17 protein-coding genes and 8 pseudogenes are annotated in these 21170 nt (G+C 49.4%); 24 read left to right on the forward strand and 1 reads right to left on the reverse strand.

The features are described 5' to 3' along the window. From ACFPFG_RS30250 to ACFPFG_RS30345, 20 genes and pseudogenes are all read left to right on the forward strand, one after another. Window positions 1–360, forward strand: coding sequence for a DUF4150 domain-containing protein (locus ACFPFG_RS30250; protein WP_088164314.1), 360 nt, complete (start codon window positions 1–3; stop codon window positions 358–360). A gap of 29 nt (window positions 361–389) precedes the next feature. Continuing rightward, window positions 390–1001, forward strand: coding sequence for a hypothetical protein (locus ACFPFG_RS30255; RefSeq protein ID WP_197955903.1), 612 nt, complete (start codon window positions 390–392; stop codon window positions 999–1001). Window positions 1002–1056: 55 nt separating this feature from the next. Continuing rightward, window positions 1057–5145, forward strand: a complete 4089-nt coding sequence (locus ACFPFG_RS30260; RefSeq protein ID WP_380109590.1) for an RHS repeat-associated core domain-containing protein — start codon at window positions 1057–1059, stop codon at window positions 5143–5145. A 3-nt stretch (window positions 5146–5148) separates the two neighbouring features. Further along, entirely contained in the window at window positions 5149–5772 is a 624-nt protein-coding gene (locus ACFPFG_RS30265; protein WP_183021799.1) for a hypothetical protein, read from the forward strand. A gap of 325 nt (window positions 5773–6097) precedes the next feature. Then, on the forward strand, window positions 6098–6322 hold the full coding sequence (locus ACFPFG_RS30270) for a hypothetical protein (protein ID WP_183021798.1): 225 nt from the start codon (window positions 6098–6100) through the stop codon (window positions 6320–6322). A gap of 574 nt (window positions 6323–6896) precedes the next feature. Continuing rightward, window positions 6897–7241, forward strand: a complete 345-nt coding sequence (locus ACFPFG_RS30275; protein WP_232245759.1) for an RHS domain-containing protein — start codon at window positions 6897–6899, stop codon at window positions 7239–7241. A gap of 3 nt (window positions 7242–7244) precedes the next feature. Beyond that, window positions 7245–7490, forward strand: a pseudogene (locus ACFPFG_RS30280) (RHS repeat-associated core domain-containing protein); the annotation flags it as partial. 361 nt (window positions 7491–7851) lie between these two features. Next, window positions 7852–8433, forward strand: a complete 582-nt coding sequence (locus tag ACFPFG_RS30285) for a DUF416 family protein (protein WP_183021797.1) — start codon at window positions 7852–7854, stop codon at window positions 8431–8433. 577 nt (window positions 8434–9010) lie between these two features. Then, window positions 9011–9190: pseudogene (locus ACFPFG_RS30290) on the forward strand (RHS repeat-associated core domain-containing protein); the annotation flags it as partial. A gap of 374 nt (window positions 9191–9564) precedes the next feature. Next, window positions 9565–9792: a hypothetical protein gene (locus tag ACFPFG_RS30295; RefSeq protein WP_183021795.1), complete on the forward strand. Its 228-nt coding sequence runs from the start codon at window positions 9565–9567 to the stop codon at window positions 9790–9792. Between the two features lie 586 nt (window positions 9793–10378). Next, a pseudogene (locus ACFPFG_RS30300) lies at window positions 10379–10562 on the forward strand (RHS repeat-associated core domain-containing protein); the annotation flags it as partial. Between the two features lie 98 nt (window positions 10563–10660). Then, window positions 10661–11302, forward strand: a complete 642-nt coding sequence (locus ACFPFG_RS30305) for a hypothetical protein (RefSeq protein WP_380109593.1) — start codon at window positions 10661–10663, stop codon at window positions 11300–11302. A gap of 174 nt (window positions 11303–11476) precedes the next feature. Continuing rightward, window positions 11477–12160, forward strand: coding sequence for an RHS repeat domain-containing protein (locus tag ACFPFG_RS30310; protein ID WP_380110361.1), 684 nt, complete (start codon window positions 11477–11479; stop codon window positions 12158–12160). A gap of 86 nt (window positions 12161–12246) precedes the next feature. Next, window positions 12247–12762 (forward strand): hypothetical protein, encoded by a 516-nt coding sequence (locus ACFPFG_RS30315; protein WP_380109595.1) that lies wholly within the window; start codon window positions 12247–12249, stop codon window positions 12760–12762. Between the two features lie 395 nt (window positions 12763–13157). Continuing rightward, window positions 13158–13415, forward strand: a complete 258-nt coding sequence (locus ACFPFG_RS30320) for a hypothetical protein (protein WP_380109597.1) — start codon at window positions 13158–13160, stop codon at window positions 13413–13415. Further along, window positions 13376–13750, forward strand: a pseudogene (locus ACFPFG_RS33565) (RHS repeat-associated core domain-containing protein); the annotation flags it as partial. The gene ACFPFG_RS30320 and the pseudogene ACFPFG_RS33565, both read left to right, overlap by 40 nt. A gap of 352 nt (window positions 13751–14102) precedes the next feature. Then, window positions 14103–14579, forward strand: a complete 477-nt coding sequence (locus ACFPFG_RS30330; protein WP_183021790.1) for a hypothetical protein — start codon at window positions 14103–14105, stop codon at window positions 14577–14579. Between the two features lie 272 nt (window positions 14580–14851). After that, a pseudogene (locus ACFPFG_RS30335) lies at window positions 14852–15028 on the forward strand (RHS repeat-associated core domain-containing protein); the annotation flags it as partial. A 414-nt stretch (window positions 15029–15442) separates the two neighbouring features. Then, entirely contained in the window at window positions 15443–15961 is a 519-nt protein-coding gene (locus ACFPFG_RS30340) for a hypothetical protein (RefSeq protein ID WP_380109599.1), read from the forward strand. 87 nt (window positions 15962–16048) lie between these two features. Beyond that, the gene (locus ACFPFG_RS30345; RefSeq protein ID WP_380109601.1) at window positions 16049–16378 is read left to right on the forward strand and encodes an RHS domain-containing protein; all 330 of its coding nucleotides are present in this window, start codon (window positions 16049–16051) and stop codon (window positions 16376–16378) included. Here ACFPFG_RS30345 and ACFPFG_RS30350 read toward each other — a convergent pair. Next, window positions 16300–17048: pseudogene (locus ACFPFG_RS30350) on the reverse strand (integrase core domain-containing protein). The gene ACFPFG_RS30345 and the pseudogene ACFPFG_RS30350 sit on opposite strands and share 79 nt — an antisense overlap. Before the next feature lie 31 nt (window positions 17049–17079). Here ACFPFG_RS30350 and ACFPFG_RS33570 point away from each other — a divergent pair. The 4 genes and pseudogenes from ACFPFG_RS33570 to ACFPFG_RS30370 form a co-directional block, all read left to right on the forward strand. Continuing rightward, window positions 17080–17383: pseudogene (locus tag ACFPFG_RS33570) on the forward strand (RHS repeat-associated core domain-containing protein); the annotation flags it as partial. Window positions 17384–17790: 407 nt separating this feature from the next. Further along, window positions 17791–18369, forward strand: a complete 579-nt coding sequence (locus ACFPFG_RS30360) for a hypothetical protein (protein WP_380109606.1) — start codon at window positions 17791–17793, stop codon at window positions 18367–18369. Between the two features lie 91 nt (window positions 18370–18460). Further along, a pseudogene (locus tag ACFPFG_RS30365) lies at window positions 18461–20466 on the forward strand (RHS repeat-associated core domain-containing protein); the annotation flags it as partial. A gap of 22 nt (window positions 20467–20488) precedes the next feature. Continuing rightward, window positions 20489–21079, forward strand: a complete 591-nt coding sequence (locus tag ACFPFG_RS30370; RefSeq protein ID WP_197955914.1) for a DUF6714 family protein — start codon at window positions 20489–20491, stop codon at window positions 21077–21079. Window positions 21080–21170: the final 91 nt, after the last annotated feature.

Below are 21170 nucleotides of genomic sequence, written 5' to 3' on the forward strand. Positions count from 1 at the left end.
ATGGCAAAGGAAATGGGAACAGCCCAGGATGGCCAGTTTGTCTTGATCAACACACTGCCGGATGTATGCCTGACGCCCAACAAAAAAGGGAAACCCATCCCTTATCCCATCATGCATAGCATGGATCAGAGTGGGCAGTGCTCTCCCAATGTGTTTTTTGCAGGAAAGCCTGCCTACCTGCACGAAGAGAGCTACGTGGACAACGTGAAAGGTGATGAGCCAGGTGGAGGCAAGGGAATCGTGTCCGGCACGCATGTAGCGATCAGCCGCAGCGAGCAGCACAGCGCCACCGTTTTTGTCAACCAACGCCATGTGGTGCGGACCGGTGACAAGGTCTGGATGAATCGCAAGAAACCCTGACATGACGTGATAAGAATGGATTATCGCAAATGACCACCTCCGGCAATGGAGCCAGTGATGGCTACGAATATTCAAGAAACTCAAAAGGTGATGGATGGGTTATTCATCAAGTTGTGGTCAAGCCAGATGAAAGCTATCAGATCAACAAACGCGCGACGAAGAAAGCGAACGGATTCCCGCAGCCTGGCACCCATGCCAATGCCCCGGGGATCATCACACCAAAAACCGAGACATATCAAGGCTCAGCGCCTGCGCAGCAGAAGACAGAACCAAAGCCGGGGCTGCCACCATTGTCCGACTGGGAAAAAGGCATCGATGGGCTGAAGAACTATGTCGATGGCGTTCCTCGTGAAAAGATAAGAGGAGAAACTTCTGCGATTCTTACTGAGCTTGGCGACTATGGGTCAGGGCGATCCATTCCTGGTGGGGGTCCTGAACAATATGCGCGCCGCGAGCAGCTGAAAGTGGCTTTGGAGCTTTTCAAGGAAAGGGCCAGCAAGGAGAGCATTGATCCCAAGGAAGTCCCTGAATTGGGAAGCTATGCACGCAACCAGCTCACTACGGTATTCGCCGCCTCCCTGTCCGGGGCGTTTATTCGGCGCAGGGGCAAGGGGAAATCCGACAAGAACTGCGCCTGCTAGAAAAATTCTGCAGTGCGAAAAAATAGACAAATAGATAAAAAGAGAGGGAATACGCATGAGCGCCAATCCTGAAACGATTCAACTGGCCTATGGCGCATGCGTGCTCAATGGGGTCAACGAGCGAGACTTCGTGATCGACGGGGCCATGCCCCTGCATTGGCAGCGTACCTACCTGTCCGACAACGCGCATGCAGGCCTTCTTGGCAGGGGATGGACTGTGCCCATGTCGCTGCATCTGCTCGCAATGCCCGAGGAAGTAGTCCTCATCGATGCGCAGGGCCGGCGTATTTCGTTTCCGCATCTGGAGGCAGGCCAGCAGTTCTACTCCCGGTATGAGCACATCACGCTGCGGTGTGTAGGTGGTGCAAGCTGGGAAGTGGTCAGCCAGGATGGCACGCGCCTGCTGTTCGGCCGTGGCGACGAAGCGCCTGGGGCCGCCGCAGCGGCCGCCACCCGCTATATCCGCTTGGCGGGAGTGGAGGACAGCAACGGCAACGGCTTCCACCTGCAGTACGACGCCGCCGGCCTGCCCGTGACACTGCGCAGGACGGACGGCGTCCAAGTGGGTTTTGCCTATGACTGGTCCATCGTCCCGGGCAGTCCCCGGCTGGTGCAGGTGCTATGGCATGGTCAGCTCGAGGAAGAGGCGCCGGCGCCTGCACAGGCGCCGCTGCTGGTCAGCTACCGCTACAGCAAGGATGGCGCCCTGAGCGAAGTCGTGGATGACACCGGTGTCGTCTGCCAGCGGTTTACGTACGTGGACCACCGACTGGTGGAGCGCCAGGAAGCCAGTGGGCTGGTTGTCCGCTACGAATGGAGTTCCCTCCAGCCAGAGGCCAAGGTACTGGCCATGCGGCACTCCACAGGCGCGCAGTGGCACATGCGCTATGACGACGCAGCGCACACGGTCCAGGTCACGCACAGCAGCGGCACGATGTCCCGCAGCTTCGAGCAGCGCTTCGACGCGGATGGCCACCTTCTTGCATCGGTGGATGCGCTGGGCGGCGTCACCCGGCTCGAACGCGATGCCTATGGGAACGTGCTTTTACACACCGACGCCCAAGGCAACATCACCACCTACCAATACGACGCGCGGGGCCGGACCACATTGGCACAACTGCCTGACGGAAGCCAAGAGTCCACGCAGTGGCTGCAGGGCCAGGACAAGCCTGTCGCCATCACCGATGCCCTGGGACGGACCACCCGTTTCGAATGGGACGAGCGCGGAAACCTTCTGAGCACCACGGCTGCGGACGGCAGTACCACCCGCTACCGCTACGACCAGCGCGGCCTGCCCGTCACCATCACCGACGCCCTGGGCAAATCCAGGCAGCTGCAATACGACGGGCTGGGCCAGCTGGTCCAATACACGGACTGCTCCGGCCAGCCCACACAACTGCAGTGGGACCTTGAGGGCAACGTGCTGTCCATCACCGACGCCCTGGGCCACAAGACGCTGCACGGCTACACGCGCCTCAACCGTGTCCGGCGCCTGACCTTGCTGCGCGCAGCGGATGGCTGCGAGGAACGCTTCGCCTATGACCCCGCAGGCCGCCTGATTGCGCACCAGGACCCACTGGGACAGAACACCCGCTACCAGCTCGACGTCTACGGCAACCCGCTCGCCCGCACCAATGCGCTGGGCCATTCGTTGCAGTACGAGTACGACGGCTTCGGTCGCCTTACGCGCCTCATCAACGAAAACGGGGCCCACTACCGTTTTGCCTGGGATGCCCTGGATCGTCTCCTGGCGGAGCAGGGCTTTGATGGCCGGCGCCTGGACTACCGCTACAACCGTGTCGGCCATCTGCTGGAAATGGTCGATGGACTGCCCCAGGGCGCCACATGGATGGGGCGCGATCCATCGGCCATCCGTACCTACTACCAGCGCGATGCCATGGGGCGCATGCTGGAGCGCCGGGCCCACAAGCGCGGGCAGCCACCCACGCGCACCCGCCTGGCCTACGACGCCGCGGGCCAGCTCACCATGGCACGCAATGCCAATGCGCGGGTGCAACTGCTCTACAACCCCGTGGGCCAGATCGCCAGCGAAATCCTGCACACCCGCCTGGGCCAGCACGGCGCGCTCACGCACCGCTACGACCTGCTGGGCAACCGAATCTCCACCTGCCTGCCCGATGGCCGGACCATCCACACGCTGACCTATGGATCGGGCCACGTGCACCAGATCCATATCGACGGCGAAGTCATCTGCGACTTTGAACGCGACGCCCTGCACCGGGAAATCGAGCGCAGCCAGGGCACTCTGCGCAGCCGCTACCACCTGGACCCCCTGGGGCGCCTGCTGGCCAGCCAGGCCGGGCCCGCCTCAGACGGTGCCAGCACAGCGCCTGCTGCCAGCACCCACAACACCACCAGCGGCCAAAGCATCGCAAGGCGCTACAGCTACGACGCTGCAGGCCAGTTGCAAAGCATCGACGACAGCCGCACGGGCCGCACGCTCTACCAGTACGACGCCATCGGCCGCCTGACCCAGGCCCTGGCTGGCCACGCGGCGGAGCGCTTCGCCTTCGACCCGGCGCACAACCTCATCGACCCCGATCAGCCGCCGCCACAACAAGCCAGCCCTGCCAGCCCGCGCCCGCCAGGCACGGAGACTCCGGACGAACAATGGGCGCGCTACGTCAGGGAACACCTTTCAGACCCCAACTTCAACCTGCTCCAACTGAGGGACGACGCGCTGATCGCCAACGCCGACCCCGCGCAATGGGATCGCGTGGCGGGCAACCGGCTCAAGGTCTGGCAGGAGCACCGCTACGAGTACGACACCTGGGGCAACTGCACCGACAAGCGCAGCGGCAAGCACCAGATACAGCACTTCACCTGGGATGCGGAGCACCAGCTCATTGCAGTCCACACGGAAAACCAGAACCAGCGCCAGGGTGAGCAGGCGCACTGGCGTTATGCCTACGACCCCTTTGGCCGGCGCATAGCCAAATGGCAGGAACACCACGCCCCTGCAGTCCAGAAAAAGCTCGCACGCCACGCAGTCACACACTTCCTGTGGGATGGCAACCGCCTGCTGGCCGAACACGCCCTGCAGCACAAGGACGGCAAGGACACGACAAGCCACAGGCTCTACCTGTATGAGCCCGACAGCTTCGTGCCGCTTGCCCAGGTGCAAAGCCTCTGGAGCAAAGACCAGCAGGCGCGCGACAAAGCCCTGGGCAGCCCCTTCGTGCAGCAGGCCTTGCACGAAGCGCGCAATGACGACAAGGTCTGGAACACCAAGGTCCTGCCGCTGCAGCGCAAACTGCAATCGCGCCTGAAGGGCGTGGTGCCTCAGGAAGCACCCCCCAAGGCGCTGCAAAACCAGACCTTGCATGTGCACACGGACCACCTGGGCACACCCCGGGAACTGACCAACGCGGAAGGCCATATCGTCTGGGCCGCCAGCTACAAGGCCTGGGGCGCTACGGCCAGCATTGACCATCCCGCCGTGCTGCAGACGGTACGCATGGGCAATACCTTGACCCAGCACTGGGTGGAACAGGACCAGGACAGCCGACCTGAGCAGCACCTGAGATTCCAGGGGCAATACTTTGACGTTGAGACGGGGCTGCATTACAACCGGTTCAGGTACTACGATCCGGATGTGGGGAGGTTTGTTAGTCAGGATCCGATTGGGTTGGCGGGAGGGGTTAATACATACCAATATGCAGAGAACCCAATCATTTGGGTGGATATATTTGGTCTTGCAAGAATGCGAGGAGCAACCTCCAAGGTATCTACCTCGAAGGGGTCTAGCTCATTGCCAAATTTGCCAAAGGGCGTACATTCGGAAATAAGAAATCTGGATGTGTTAAATAAACAAGGTGCATTAAGAGGGCAGCATGTAACAATTTCCGATATTGAAGGACATTTTGGAACTGGAAATATACCTGTTGGAATGTGTTGCAAGTGTCGATTGAATATGTTTGACTCTCTTATTGAAGGTGGAGCAACCGGCGTAACGATACCAGAAACTCGTGCCAATAAAGTTGTTGGTCAAATTACAATAAAAAGAGAGAATTTCTTGAAAGCTCAAAAAGATTTAGGAGATATGCTTAGTAATATTCCGCAAAGTAAAACACTGTGTCGTTCCAATTCATCTTGGGATATTTTGAAGAAATATAGTAGTTAGATTATGAATCCGTACGTTGTAAATGAAAAAGAATATAGTGGATCAATTGGATTTCGTTCTGATATATATTTTGATATACATCACAACGAGGCATTCGGGTATTCAAAGGATTTGGGTTGTTTCGCGTTAAATAAAACCCCACTTGTTGATCCAAGTTTTTCAAAAATTGAATTCATAGAAAGAGATGTGAATGGATTTTGTATTAAAAAAACAAAAACATCAAAAATATTAAAATATTTTGATCAAACACCATTGCAAAAAGAGATAACAAATCAGCTATTTTTATTTATAAATAATTTTCATTATGGAAAATCTGGCAAACAGTATTTAAGTATTGAGTATGTGGATAAATTCTTCACAAGCTTCAAAGTGGCTGAATATGGCAGCTTGGAACCAAAGTATTTATCCATTGCAAGAGCAATAGATGGGCGGGTTTATACCGGCGATTATCCTTTGAGTGATGATGAGTCAATTCCTTTGTTGTCGATATGTATGGATAAGAATTCAATAGTGGTGAATCATGAAAACAATCCTCTGGTATTCGAAGTTGAATTGCAAGAAGAAGTTGTGCGAATGATCTCGCAATTAATGAAATTTGGATTTCCGGATGAATATGTTCAATTATAAAATTGACGCCTAAATTTTCTTTACACGACACTTTATAAATAAATAATGCGGAATTTCGGCTCCGAAGCGTTCGAAAATTGAACTCTACTTTGAAGGAAATTGGTAAATAAAAAATGGTGAGCTTACAACTAAATAAATCAATCCAAAGAAAATTAATGAATCTCAGAATTTAATGAGCTTAAAGAATATGGGAATCAATGGCAAGAAGAAATTGATAAAAGTGCGGGCCTACATAGCTAAAAGAAAACTCAGGCCAACCGAGCCGTCTTACAAAAATAGTTGGCTAGAAAAAACCTGACATGTCACCCGTTTATGGGATTACTAAATGACCAGTATTCATTCTCTGATGTTGAATCACCAGAGGGAAATGAAAAATATAGGAGAAATGATTGGCCTCCCATACGCAGCTAAAGTTATTAACGAAAATGAAATATATGCTATTGATGGAGTTACCAAACATGATCTAAGTCCAATGCTGAGAGATCGATTTATTTTTTGCGACAGATGGGATGATTTTTATCTTTCTCAAAATATGCTCTCTTTGGATTAGATAAATAATTTTCCATACAATGCGAAGTTGGTGGAATGGATAAGTCTGAGAAAAGAAAATTGGGATCATGTGCCTCCGGGAAGTGTAGGGGATTCTTTCTGTTCTATTTTGTTATTCAATCCTTATGAGCCAGAAGAGATATATATTGACTGGAGCGAGTGAAGGAAAGAACATGCGATCTGGCATTGCGCTCAGTCGGATTACTATAGATATGATAATCTAGAAGAATTTTTCATGGAAATATCAAGAGTATAATAAAATATACTATTTGTGGAGCGATTTTCTTCCCGCCGGCTTCTACAAAAATCTTGTAGAGATATTTTTTTGATTGTGGAGATGTGTGTAAGCCACAAAAGGCGTCCTGGCACTATGCCTTTGATCCCTTCGGCCGGTGCCTAGCCAAATGGCAGGAAACGTCTGAACAGAAATATTCCGCCCCGGCGCAGGCACTGCCTCCCCTGTCACCCACTTCCTGTGGGACGGCAACCGCCTGCTGGCCGAACACGCCCTGCAGCACAAGGGCGGCAGGGACACGACAAGCCACAGGCTCTACCTTTATGAGCCCGACAGCTTTGTGCCGCTGGCCCAGGTGCAAAGCCTCTGGAGCAAAGACCAGCAGGCGCGCGACAAAGCCCTGGGCAGCCCCTTCGTGCAGCAGGCCTTGCACGAAGCGCGCAATGACGACAAGGTCTGGAGCACCAAGGTCCTGCCGCTGCAGCGCAAACTGCAATCGCGCCTGAAGGGCGTGGTGCCTCAGGAAGCACCCCCCAAGGCGCTGCAAAACCAGACCTTGCATGTACATACGGACCACCTGGGCACACCCCGGGAACTGACAAACGCCGATGGCCATATCGTCTGGGCCGCCAGCTACAAGGCCTGGGGCGCCACGGCCAGCATTGACTACCCCGCCGTGCTGTAGACGGTGCGCATGGGCAATACCTTGACCCAGCACTGGGTTGAGCAGGACCAGCACAGCCGACCTGAGCAGCACCTGAGATTCCAGGGGCAATACTTTGACGTTGAGACGGGGCTGCATTACAACCGGTTCAGGTACTACGATCCGGATGTGGGGAGGTTTGTTAGTCAGGTTCCGATTGGGTTAGCTGGTAGATATAATGTTTATCAATATACGCCTAATCCTACTGGGTGGATTGATCCATTAGGATTGTGTAAATGCGATTGCAGAGAAAAAAGCAGATGCCGAGAAAAGAGCAATAGAGATTCATCAAAAAGTACTTGAACCGGCACAAAGTCGAACCACAATTGCAGTTACTCCAACAAAGGAAGGAGTTACCATTGTTAGTAGCAGTGAAGCAAGATTGCGTCCTGCTCAGCGCGCTAGCTTAAAACCCAACGAAATAGAGGCCAAGGGGCCTGGGCACGCAGAAATCACTGGGCTTAATACCGCTGTATCTCTGGGTCTAAATCCTATTGGGATAGCTGCAAGTCGACCAATATGCTGCAATTGTCAAGATGAAATGGGCAAGAGAGGTGTTCCGCCCTTGAGTCCAAGGAAGAATAGATAAATTATGCTTGATTTTTATCAATTTAAAGAAGCGCTAAATTCCTTTCCAAAAAGATTTCAAACATCGTTAACTCTTGCATTTTGTGAGAGAATGTTTCCTGGATATTCTATATTTTGCGAAAAATATAATCTGCCAAAGCCATTGCGACAAATCCTCAATCAAGCATGGATTATAGAGGAGGGTGACAAATACGATAGATTTGTGATTGATGATTTGGAGAGTCAGGCGGAGTCTGTTGCACCAGATACGGAGGATTATCAAGATATATTGGTGTCATCTGCTTTGGATGCTTGTTTGGCTTTGTCTTTTTGGTTCAAATTTAAAAATGATAAAGATATAAACTCTAGAAATCATATATTGGATTTTGGGAGAGATACATTGGATATGTATATTCAGGTTTTGGAGGATATGGATACTGGAGATCATCATATTGATGAGGAGGTAGAAAAACATTTTCTTGTGAAACAGGAGTTGGATAGACAGGCGGAGGATATTATTTTGGCTAAAAATATGGCATCGAATGAACTATTATTTGAATTGAAGAGAAAATATAAAAATACAAATATAGGATTAATTGTTAATTGACGAGTTTTTAAATTTATCATCTTCTCTAGGGGTTTAAGATAATACTGAGATACTTATTTGCCTAAAGTCTTTTGATGGTGGTAAATAAATCCTTGCTTAGAGTTGCCAGATCGATGCTTAAAAATTAAGTATTCTGAAGGATTTAATTCCGTGAAATTGATGGCTTTGCGGTATACCGCAAAGCCTCTGGGAAAACACCAGGATGCATGCGGCAAATCCTTGTACAACCCCCTTTGTGTAGTAGGCCCTGCACGAAGCGAGCAATGACGACAAGGTCTGGAACACCAAGGTCCTGCCGCTGCAGCGCAAACTGCAATCGCGCCTGAAGGGCGTGGTGCCGCAGGAAGCACCCCCAAGGCGCTGCAAAGCCAGGCCTTGCACGTGCATACGGACCACCTGGGCGCCCCCCCGGGAACTGAACAACGACGCATATGGCCATATCGTCTGGGCCGCCAGCTACAAGGCCTGGGGCGCTACGGCCAGCATTGACTACCCCACCGTGCTGCAGACGGTACGCATGGGCAATACCTTGACCCAGCACTGGGTGGAACAGGACCAGGACAGCCGACCTGAGCAGCACCTGAGATTCCAGGGGCAATACTTTGACGTTGAGACGGGGCTGCATTACAACCGGTTCAGGTACTACGATCCGGATGTGGGGAGGTTTGTTAGCCAGGATCCGATTGGGTTGTTTGGTGGTGTGAATCTATACCAATTCGCACCGAATCCTATTGAATGGATAGCCCCATTAGGATTAAGGTGCGATAGTCCTGCGCAAAAACTAGCTAGAAAATTAAGAGCAGTAGAAGGTGCGCAGGATAAAGCCGTAAGAGTTAGAAATTTGCCGGACGGAAGGGTTCGGTATTATGAGAAAGAGGCGCTTGCAGCCAAACTTGGACCAACTAGAGGGCGCTCACATGTAACGGAGTGGAATCCAAATACAGGGCAAGTACGCGTATGGGAGGAAACCTATGATCATATGGGTAAGGTAAATCGTGTTCATCCTAAAATGAATAACGGAGAAATTCTTGAACTACCTCATTATCCTCCAACTAAGGCAGATATAGATTCAGGTAAAGCGACTGCAGCGGGAAGAGCCACGTGCTGAAGTTGTTAGTAAAGGAGATGGATATGTCTGATACGAAGCATCGATTTTTAAAAGGGTTAAATCTATTAATTGAAAATGAAGGGTATTCCGCTGAAAAGATTTCTAGATATGTCTTTGAATTTAGCTTGGATTATCGTATAGATGATTCAAAGCTTAATTTTGTGATTGACTTTCTGAAAGGAATGGATGCAGGTCCTGAATTTGAATTGTCCGAAGAAGAGTTTTGGGATTTTATTGCCAATAATATTTGATATCAAGGATTGATATTGAATTTATTGATGGACGAGTTTTGATTAAATAAAAATTGTTCAATATGTTTCATAGAGCAATAATATCGAAAACTTACTAACGAACTGCCTTGTGGAGAGCGTAAGAAATTACAGTGCGATATTGAATATTTTAGAATCAGAATCAGTTCATGGAATTTTTATTTGATGGTGTGCAATATAATTCTATTATCAAATAATTGATAGCTATTGTTTTGTGGTAAGTGTAATAAAAAAATGGTTGTAAGATAAAGATTCAGAAACTGTTATTGAAAAGAAAATTCTTATTTATGTTTTTGTTTCCAGTGTGGATATGCAGATATCTCCAATCGTGTTGAACAGGAGACGTAATTCCTGCAGAACGTGGCAGAGTTGATCTTCGATGTATATACGAGCCACTTGGACATGCTGATGGACTCCCAACGCAGATGGCCATATCGTCTGGGCCGCCAGCTACAAGGCCTGGGGCGTTACGGCCAGCATTGACCATCTCGCCGTGCTGCAGACGGTACGAATGGTCAATACCTTGACCCAGCACTGGGTGGAACAGGACCAGGACGGCGGACCTGGGCAGCACCTGAGATTCCAGGGCAATACTTTGACGTTGAGACGGGGCTGCATTACAACCGGTTCAGGTACTACGATCCGGATGTGGGGAGGTTTGTTAGTCAGGATCCGATTGGGTTGTTTGGGGAGGGGTAAATTTGTATCAATATGCCCCTAATCCAATAGATTGGATCGACCCCTTGGGTTTAGATAAAATATCAGCAAGCTTTTCGAATAGATTGAAGCCTAGTTTCAAAATATTAAATCGATTGGGAAGATTGTTTTCTGATCTAATACATTAATTATTATGATTAAATTGATAGAAATTCCAGTTCCAGAAGTCATTAATAAAAAAACAAAGGCACTTGCCGTCTTGGATGCCATATTTTGTCAAGAATGTGAGTTGAGATATTTTAGTCACAATTCTAAATGGTCAGATATTTCTGAAATGGGATCCATGAGAGATGGAGAGGGTTATGATTACTTTATATTGTTCATAAATTTTGGTGCTGCGATAAAAGGTAGTTGTCGTGAAAGTTATGAGACTGGAACCAATCGTCTTGCTAACATGGACCATAAATTGATTCCGAAAATATATGTTGATTTTATCAATGAGCCGGCATTTTATATAGAAGAGGCGACGTTCATTATCTGGTTTGATGTGGTCGATAGAAAATGGAAAAAAATAGGTGATTCAAACGATGATGATTACTTGGGTGGTGGGGCGGATTCTCTGTTCCGATGGATATGTGGTGGACCAGAGGTTTATAAAAATTGGGCGGAGAAATATTTTGAAAAGATAATAAATATTGAGCTTGTGAGAAGTGTTTTTGAATTTAAACCGATAGATATGAATTTTGTGAAAACTATAATTTTTGATATCGATTTGGATAAGCTGCAGGAGGATCTTGAGGAAATTGGATATCCTTATATAGGATATTCTGAATAGAAGTGAGAAGTGGAAATTAAGTAAGTTTTGGATTTTGCCAAAATATAATCTCTGAAAAATTACAGGGGATCTCTAAAAACCTCAATTCGCTGCAGCGCGAACTGCAATCGCGCCTGAAGGGCGTGGTGCCGCAGGAAGCACCCCCCAAAGGCGCTGCAAAGCCGTACCTTGCATGTGCATACGGACCATCTGGGCACTCCGAGGGAATTGACCAACGCGGAAGGCCATATCGTCTGGGCCGCCAGCTACAAGGCCTGGGGCGCCACGGCCAGCATTGACTACCCCGTCGTGCTGCAGACGGTGCGCATGGGCAATACCTTGACCCAGCACTGGGTTGAGCAGAACCAGGACAGCCGGCCTGAGCAGCACCTGAGATTCCAGGGCCAATACTTTGACGTTGAGACGGGGCTACATTACAACCGGTTCAGGTACTACGATCCGGATGTGGGGAGGTTTGTTAGCCAGAATGTCGTTCGCTTAGTTGGCGGTATAAATTTTTACTTCTATGCAGCTAATCCTATTGCATTTGTTGATCCCTGGGGGATGGCACCGATTGCGCATCAACGAAATGGCAAGACTTTATGCATTAAAGATAAATTCGCGGCAAAATCTCCTGAATCCAAAGAGCAAAAAAACTTTGTTGATCGATGGAATAAACAAATAAAAAACAATGGAGGCAGTATGACTCGAAGAGTTCTTTCTTCTCAGGAGCAGAAAGATTCTGATGAGTGGAAACGAAAATACGGTGTCAATGTCCGGCAGGTAAGGTCGCGGGACATGTTCCAGATGCTGCAGCTGGTGGGCCGGCAGTTCCTTTGGATTGGATGGCGCAGTTCCCTGCGACCAATGGATATGTAGGCGGAATTGTTCGACATTTGCCTGTTGGATATTCCTATGACAGTGTGAAGCTTGTTGCGGATTTAGCAAACTGCTAAGGAGAGGATATGAACGTTCTAGATCTTTTGGGAAAATATAAAAATATAAGAGATGCTGAAATTCCAAAACTTGGTCCGCATAGGATTGAAAAATCCATTCCTTACTCAGGAGGTATAATGACTTTTGAGCCAGGTTTCTCTAGGCCGATAAGTCCTATGTTGAAAAAGAGATTTGAATTTTGTTCGACATGGGAGAATGCATATCTATCGCAGAAATGGCTTTCTATTGATGAAATAAATAATTGGGAAAATGATGAAAAAATAAATGAATGGGTAAATCTGAGGAAAGAAAATTCCTACGATGGAGATCCTTTGGAAGATTATCCAATGAGAAATTTGGCTATTTTTGCTATCAACCCATATGAGCCCGAAGAGATCTATTTGGTGTGGGATGAGGGTAGATTGGAGCCCAGGGTGTGGCATTATTTTGGTGCCGAATTCTATAGATTTAATTCTTTCAGAAGGTTTCTATTGTATATCAATGGGATGATGGACGATACGGATACTGTTAGGGAGGTAATTTAGTGATATTTCATATGTCGATCAATTTATATTATTTCTGCCGATATTCTAAGGTTTCAGATGGTTGATGTTGCTCGCCTAAATCTGTGAATTCGCTGCTCCCGATTTTCGGAAAAATAATTGAAGAAAAATTTATATTATTGATGTATTTATAAGATATGGTATGGGCTCATCGCTCAGTATCGATTTGCTTTTTGCGGCAGATGGGATGAATCTTAGCTTTCTAAAAATATACATTCCTTGAATGAGGTAAATAATTGTCGATATAAGGCGAAGCTGGTGAATGTGAGAAAAAAGGGGGGGAAGTTGGATATATCAAGTCTCTCAAGGAGAGGCTTAAATTAGATCAATTGAGTGATAGAGATTATATTTTCAGGTCTCTATAAATCTGGAGATTCGTGCCGCTGGCCCAGGTGCAAAGCCTCTGGAGCAAAGACCAGCAGGCGCGCGACAAAGCCCTGGGCAACCCCTTCGTGCAGCAGGCCTTGCACGAAGCGCGCAATGACGACAAGGTCTGGAACACCAAGGTCCTGCCGCTGCAGCGCAAACTGCAATCGCGCCTGAAGGGCGTGGTGCCTCAGGAAGCCCCCCCAAGGCGCTGCAAAACCAGACCTTGCATGTACATACGGACCACCTGGGCACTCCGAGGGAATTGACCAACGCGGAAGGCCATATCGTCTGGGCCGCCAGCTACAAGGCCTGGGGCGCTACGGCCAGCATTGACCATCCCGCTGTGCTGCAGACGGTACGCATGGGCAATACCTTGACCCAGCACTGGGTGGAGCAGGACCAGGACAGCCGACCTGAGCAGCACCTGAGATTCCAGGGGCAATACTTTGACGTTGAGACGGGGCTGCATTACAACCGGTTCAGGTACTACGATCCGGATGTGGGGAGGTTTGTTAGTCAGGATCCGATTGGGTTGGTTGGGGGCGTGAATCACTATTTTTATGCACCTAATCCGATTAACTGGAGCGATCCATATGGCTTGACTGGTGCTCGATCAATAAAAACTGGTCCCAATATTCCTGGGGGGACGGTTTCTGGATTGAGTACGGGGGAAGGAGGGGAAGGAATTACCAACTAAGCGGTGCAGCGGGCAATGGACAGGGTGCCCGAAAAATTCCGCTCACCATTCCATGGAGATTGTGCGGAGCCAAATGGAATGAGTAAGGCTGCAAATTTAGCGGGTGTAAAAACTGATGAGGAGCTAAAGAATATGAACAAAGGGTCGCAGATTTCAGCGCATAGAAATGACAAGAAAGGAAAGTTAATGAACCCTTGCTCTAGTTGTCAATATTTGCTTGATGAGCAGGGTGTGGGTTGCTTTACGAGGTTATTAAATGGAAAACCTTAATGTAAAAGATATGATTGCAGAAATATATAAAATTCTCGATTGGGAAAATGTTGGATTTTATTGTATTATAGATCTATATGTTAAATATTTGAATGATTTATATGAGAAGCCGAAGTTTAACGAAAAAATAAGCATTTTAACCAATTTTGATTTTAAAAAATATTTGCAATATGCTGAACAGAATTCGAAGAGATTGCTTTCTGATGAAAAAAACAAAAAATTAAAAGAAGAGCTGTGGCGGGAAAATGTTGGTAGTCCGCAGAATATAAAATCAATTATTAGATTGTTGATAACAGCGCTAACTACCGAGCAGGAGATGCTGGCTTATAGTAATTATCCAGAATATGTGGCTACGGATTTGCTGGATCTTATGATTATAAGTTTGGCTAAGGTCGATCTTGAGTATGCAAATGGTTTCTTGAATTTCTCTAGGACGCGCTTTGGACTGGATAATAGACTTTGAGCACAAACTGCAATCGCACCTAAAGGGTGGCGTTGTGCCGCAGGAATATCAGCCCCAAGGCGCTGCAAAGATGTACACGCCGACCATCTAGGCGCCCTCTCGGGAACTGACCAACGCAGACGGCCATAGCGTCTGGGCCGCCAGCCAGCTACAAGGCCTGTGGCGCCACGGCCAGCAGTGACCATCTCGCCGTGGTGCAGACGGTGCGGATGGTCAATACCTTGACCCAGCACTGGGTGGAGCAGGACCAGGACGGCGAACCTGAGCAGCACCTGAGATTCCAGGGCCAGTACTTTGACGTTGAGACGGGGCTGCACTACAACCGGTTCAGGTACTACGATCCGGTTGTGGGGAGGTTTGTTAGTCAGGATCCGATTGGGCTTAGAGGTGCCACAAATTTCTATATTTACGCATTAAATCCAACGGAGTGGATTGATGTTTTAGTTTTAAATCCAAGGTGTAGATATGATCCTGATATGAGTTATTTGGAAAAACTGCTCATAATATTCATGGAGAGTTATTAAAGACCAATGGATCGCCCAGAGGCTTTAATAGCACGACGGTTGCTGCAGAAAGGTGCAGATGATGGACGGAAAAATACGAACAGTTGCCGCAAAAATTAAAGGACAATTTTCCTGAGATTAGGCTGCAGCTGCTCATGGATCTGGAGTTATTCCTGTCAATGTCGCGAAAACGAAAGCTCCAGAGGGGCATGCGGAACGTAATATCATCGATCAATGGGTAAAACCAAATGGATAGAGAGTTTTAGAAGTTGCGGTGAGTAGGCCAATTTGTAAAGATTGGCAAGGATGCATCGATTCCAGTGGTGTTAATCCAGTTTTTCCGAGAAAAAAGTTAAATAAATGAATGAAAAAATAATTCAGCATGGTGTCGAGTATGTGTTGTCCCTTTTGATCATTGATAGAATGAAAAATGATTGTAAAGGATTTTCAGATGAAAACATATTAAAGTTAATCGATGATTTGTGGGGCGCACTCTCGAAGAAGATTACAAAAAAATTTCTGAAAGATGGTAAGAAATATATAAATCAAATAATTGTTGATGAACAGGGTGCTTCTAAGGAGGAAATGTTGATCAATTTTCTTGCATATTCTCTAGATGAACTGATTTTTCAGCTCCTTGATGCGGATGGATTCACTGGAGATGGAGTGATTGACTACAGAGTTCAGGAAGTTGATTTTGTTGAGCAAGAGCATATTTTTAAAAGCTCAAAAAATGTGAGCCTAAACTCTTATCAAGAAGAGGATGTGAGAAAAAAAGGGGATGAGGAAATTGAATATATAAAATCTCTTAAGGAGAGACTTGGGAGGCTTGAATTAGATCAATTGAGTGATAGAAATTATATTTTTAGATCTCTATAAATCTGGAGCTTCGTGACACTGGCCCAGATGCAAAGCCTCTAGAACAAAGATCAGGAGGCGCGCGACAAAGCCCTGGGCAACCCCTTTGTGCAGCAATCCCTGCACGAAGCGCGCAATGACGACAAGGTCTGGAGCACCAAGGTCCTGCCGCTGCAGCGCAAACTGCAATCGCGCCTGAAGGGCGTGGTGCCGCAGGAATCACCCCTCAAGGCGCTGCAAAGCCACACCTTGCATGTGCACACGGACCACCTGGGCACACCCCGTGAGCTGACCAACGCAGATGGCCATATCGTCTGGGCCACCAGCTACAAGGCCTGGGGCGCTACGGCCAGCATTGACTACCCCGCCGTGCTGCAGACGGTACGCATGGGCAATACCCTGACTAAGATGTTCAGTCCCGCAGTGAGATGGTGCTGATGAAGTCTAAAGCGGCCTGGATCTTTCTCCCATGCCTCGCAAATCGCTCGGAATGGCGTCTTCCACCTGAGCGCATTCGAGTGCTTGCCGAAGTTGTAGCCTTGAACGAATGTCTGGACATGCTCCCGTAGCTGCTCCAGGCCCTCCTACCCATACGCCTTGATCGTGGACTCCTTGATGGTCCGGTTCATGCGCTCGACCATGTCGTTCGTCCAGGCGTGGTACGGCTTGGTATGCCTTTTCTCGACATGCGTGAATTTTGTGACGTGGTCTATGGCGACGAACATGTGCTGTTTGCCGCGTGCCTTCGTGGCAGATGCGTTGCGGACTGTCGGCTGATTCCGCGACGCTGCAGGCATCGATGCAAGGCGCTGCGGCTGAGCTTGGGTGCTGTCTCCAGGAGTTGTCCCATGAGATCGTCCAGCGACAGATGCCCTCGCTTGCGTAACGCAATCGCCAGGTGTTCTTGCTCTTGGGAAAGATGCTGGCTTGCTCTGTCCCGAGGACCCATGGGCTCATCGAGAACCGAGGTGCGCGCGCGCCACTGGGCCACGGCCTTGGGGTTGATGCCGTAGAGCTGGGCCAAGGACCGATGGGAGCCGGTCGCTAGCTGGAGCTCTGCCCGGATACGCGGCGTTGTGCGGACGCTGCCATGCAGGCGGATTGCCATAGTGCTTTCTCCTGTTCCAGTCTGAAGAATGCACCATGACTTCCTGGGACCGTACACTCTGACGAACCAGACCGGTCAGGTGGCCTGGGCCGCCAAGCTGGACCCCTCGGGCAATGTGCTGCAGGAGTACAACCACGCAAGGCATCCACCAGGCGATCCGGCTGCCGGGGCAGCACCATGACAGGGAAACGGGGCTGTATTACAACCGGCATCGGTATTACGATCCGGTAGTGGGGAGTTATATCAATCAGGATCCGATTGGATTGATGGGTGGGGTAAATTTCTTCACCTATCCCTCAAATCCATTGCTTGGTATTGATCCAACAGGTCTCTCTGGAAAAATCCCGAAGAATTTTGGAAAGGACAAGCCAATTAACCCTGTTCCAATTCCAGAAAAAGGGCCTTATCCATTAGATAAGGTATACGATCAAATAAATCCTAATGACAAAGTATGGAAGAAGTTTAGTCCATTCGATTACACAACTGAATGCCTGGAGTGGGAGTCGGATAATGAAGGAAGGACATGTCGTCCTTTTGATGAAAAACCTGGAAAAACTATCACAAGAAGCAACGATAGTATTCTTTCTAGTCCTAAATCAATGACTTTGCCAGTTGGCGAGAAATGCAATAAATCTCGGCTGAAGAGCAACCCCACCAGACCTGGCACCGCTCCTGCAGCAGATACGGACGATATATTGGAAATTATGCAAAAGATCATGACTAGACCAAAAGGCACACGACGATGAAATATTTGTTTTTTTTATTTTCTATTTGTTTGAATTTTTCTTCATCGTACGCCAAAGATATTGAAAGTCGAGAGCCAGAATGTTTGGTTGGTGTAGATTCAAAGAAATTTGCGGCCAGTTTTCAAATTATGGATAAAGATCAAAAAATATGGATTATTAATGATGGGGGCAATGAAGAAAATGAAATAAACTATTCTTGGATAGTTGAACCCGGGTCAATAAATAATGGTAATTTTCTTCCTGTAAAATATGCATTTGGTGTCGGTCATGGAAATGAGTATGAATCAAAGGGGCAGCAAGAAAATTCGCTATCGTCTTTGTTGGAGGAAATAAAAAATAGTGGAATGATTTATATAAATAGCCCGGATAAAAAAAGCAGACAGAAAATATCAAGGAGTCTGGAAAATATTCAAATTCATATGATTTTAAACAGAGATAAAATAATTCTTTATTCTAGGAGCATTGAAGGAAGAAATAATATTTTCTCAAGTAAACCTACACATGCAAGGATGACCATGAAAACCCCATACAAATCACAGTCCTACACCTGTCTAACAGAAATTGATTATCAATAGAATTCGCAATGGATGTAATTTTTGATTATTTAATGTAGTGGGTTTTATATCTCATAATGCAAGATTGGTGTAAATAAAGAGGCAACATATCACAGACGGCAACGCCGCGCAGCAAAGCAGAAGCCACTACCGCTGGGACGAAGGCGGGCACCTCGCCGAACGCCAGCTGCCCGCCACGCCCCATGCGCCCGGACAAACCCACCGCTACGAATGGGATGCGGCCGGGCGCCTCACGGCGGCCAGCGTCTGGCAGCACAGCACCACAGACAACGACAACGGCCTCATCGCCCAACTGCAAAGCCGCATAGCACTGGAACGCGATGCCCTGGGCCGCATCACGGCAGAAGTGCAGCAGCTGCACCGCCCAGGCAAGGACGGCGGCGCAGACCAGATCGAATACGAACACCGCATCGCCCACACTCTGGACCCCTGGGCGCACGCCAGCACAGCCAGCTGCAAGGCCTGGGGAAAATTGCTTGGCTCAACTACGGCTCAGGCCATGTGCACGGACTGCAGCTCAACGGCGCCGACCTCATCGACTTCGAACGCGACAACCTGCACCGCGAAGTCCGCCGCAGCCTGCACCCACCCACCCCCGCAGCAGACGCAGACGCACACCACCCCCTGCAGGTGCAACGCCAATGGGACAGCATGGGCCGCCTCGCGGCCCTGGGCACCACAGGCCTGCAAAGCACGGAAGGCAGGGATCACCTCGTCCAGCCCCTCATCGGTCAGATCCTCGGCCGCCGCTACCACTACGACAGCCTGGGCCAGCTCGTCGCCATCGAACAGGCCGGCGCCCCGGGCCAGGCCGCGCAACTGCTGCGCTACGGCTACGACAGCGCCGGGCGCCTGAGAGCGGCCACCGACAGCCAGGACCCCCAGACCACCACTCGCTGGCAGATCGACCCCGCAGGCAATCGCCTGCCAGCACCCGGTGCACCTGGCGCACCGGGCCAGACGAACACCCAGGACAACTGGGCTGCCCAGGTCCACGCCCACTGGCGGCACACCGACTTCAACCTCATGGGCCTGGCCCACCTTGCAGGCCAGCGGCAAGGCCCCGTGCAGCGCTGGGAAGACAACCGCATCGGCTTCACTGAAGACTGCGTCTGGCGCGACGACCCCTGCGGCAACCGCATTGCACAGATGCATGCAGACCACAGCCAGCAGCAACTGCACTACGACGGAGCTCACCAGCTCATAGCGGTGCGCAGCAGCCAGATCCAGGGCAACGCGGAGCAGTTGCGCCACCACAGCCGCTACACCTATGACGCCCTGGGCCGCAGGCTCAAGCAGCAAGTGGAAAGCGCGGACTCCACAGAATCCACCCGCACCCACTACTACGGCTGGGACGGCGACCGCCTCATCCACACCGAACGCCTGCAGGGCGGCGATGACACGCGCCACATAGAACACACCATCTACGAACCGGGCAGCTTCACGCCCCTGGTACGCCTGAGCACCACGGCCAACGGCGACCCGCAAAGCGCGCCTCACCTGCTGGAGCAAGCCATCACCGCAGGCCTGCCAGACCAGAACGACCCCAACCACACGCCGGCCCTGGCCCTCATGCAAACCATGCTCAGTGCCATGCCGAAGGACATGCAGCAAGACGCCGCCTGCCACCTGCGCCTCACCCTGGAGCACGGCCTGCCGCCCAGTGCCCAGGCGATCCTGGGTGAACAGGCCGAGGGCACGGCCCGCCTGCTCAGCGGCATGCAGGCCCAACTGCAGAAACAGGAAAAAGAACAGCAGGCCCGCATCGCCATCCACCACTACCACTGCGACCACCTGGGCGCACCCATGGCCCTGACGGACCAGACCGGCCAGGTGGCCTGGGCCGCGAAGCTGGACCCCTGGGGCAATGTGCTGCAGGAATACAACCCGCAAGGCATGCACCATGCGATCCGGCTGCCGGGGCAGCACCATGACAGGGAGACGGGGCTGTATTACAACCGGCATCGGTATTACGATCCGGTGCTGGGGAGCCATATCAATCAGGATCCGATTGGATTGGCAGGTGGTGTAAATAAAATTTTGTACTCAGAGTCTTTTCCAACATTAAAAATTGATCCCACAGGATTGAATACAGTCGCTATAGGGGCAGGATAGGGAAATGCACAGGACAGGCGGAATAAATATGAATTTGAATAATATAATTTCAGAAAGATTACGTGATAGTAAACTTGAGCCTTCTTTACGGGAAAGATACAACATTGCATTAAAGAAAGAATTTTCTGATGATCTGCCGAATTGCGGATTGTTTATTGATAATACATTCTACGGGGACGATGCTATTGACTATGAGAAGGGTATTAGACTATTTCGAGGAAAAAAATGGACCGAGGTTGATCTTGATTATTTATATGAAGAATATGTGCAGTTTTTAATGTTGAATGACGACGGTTTTATTTATTACCTTCCGTCATTTTTGTTATATTTCTACGATCTAAAACATTTTGCATTGGAATATTATCTTTATTTTATGGATAAGTTGGAGTTGGGGCTGAATGAATCCAAGGCTACTTACAACGCAGGCAGACGACGGCAGGATTATTCTGGGTTCAATAAATTGAGTCACGAGCAATCCAAGCTTGTTGCAATATTTTTGGTAAATACAGCTAATTTGCTTCCAGATGGATACATGGAGAAGGCGCAAGCGCAGAGAGCGCTAACCAACTATTGGGGTAATTTTTTACTATTCTGATTAATAAATCAAGGGGTTTATATAATCTTATTGATTAATGCATTCATTCTTTGAGTAATGATAATTATTTTGATATAAAAGAGTAATACCA

Origin of the sequence: Delftia deserti (assembly GCF_042653485.1) — a bacterium.
GTDB lineage: Bacteria > Pseudomonadota > Gammaproteobacteria > Burkholderiales > Burkholderiaceae_C > Comamonas > Comamonas acidovorans.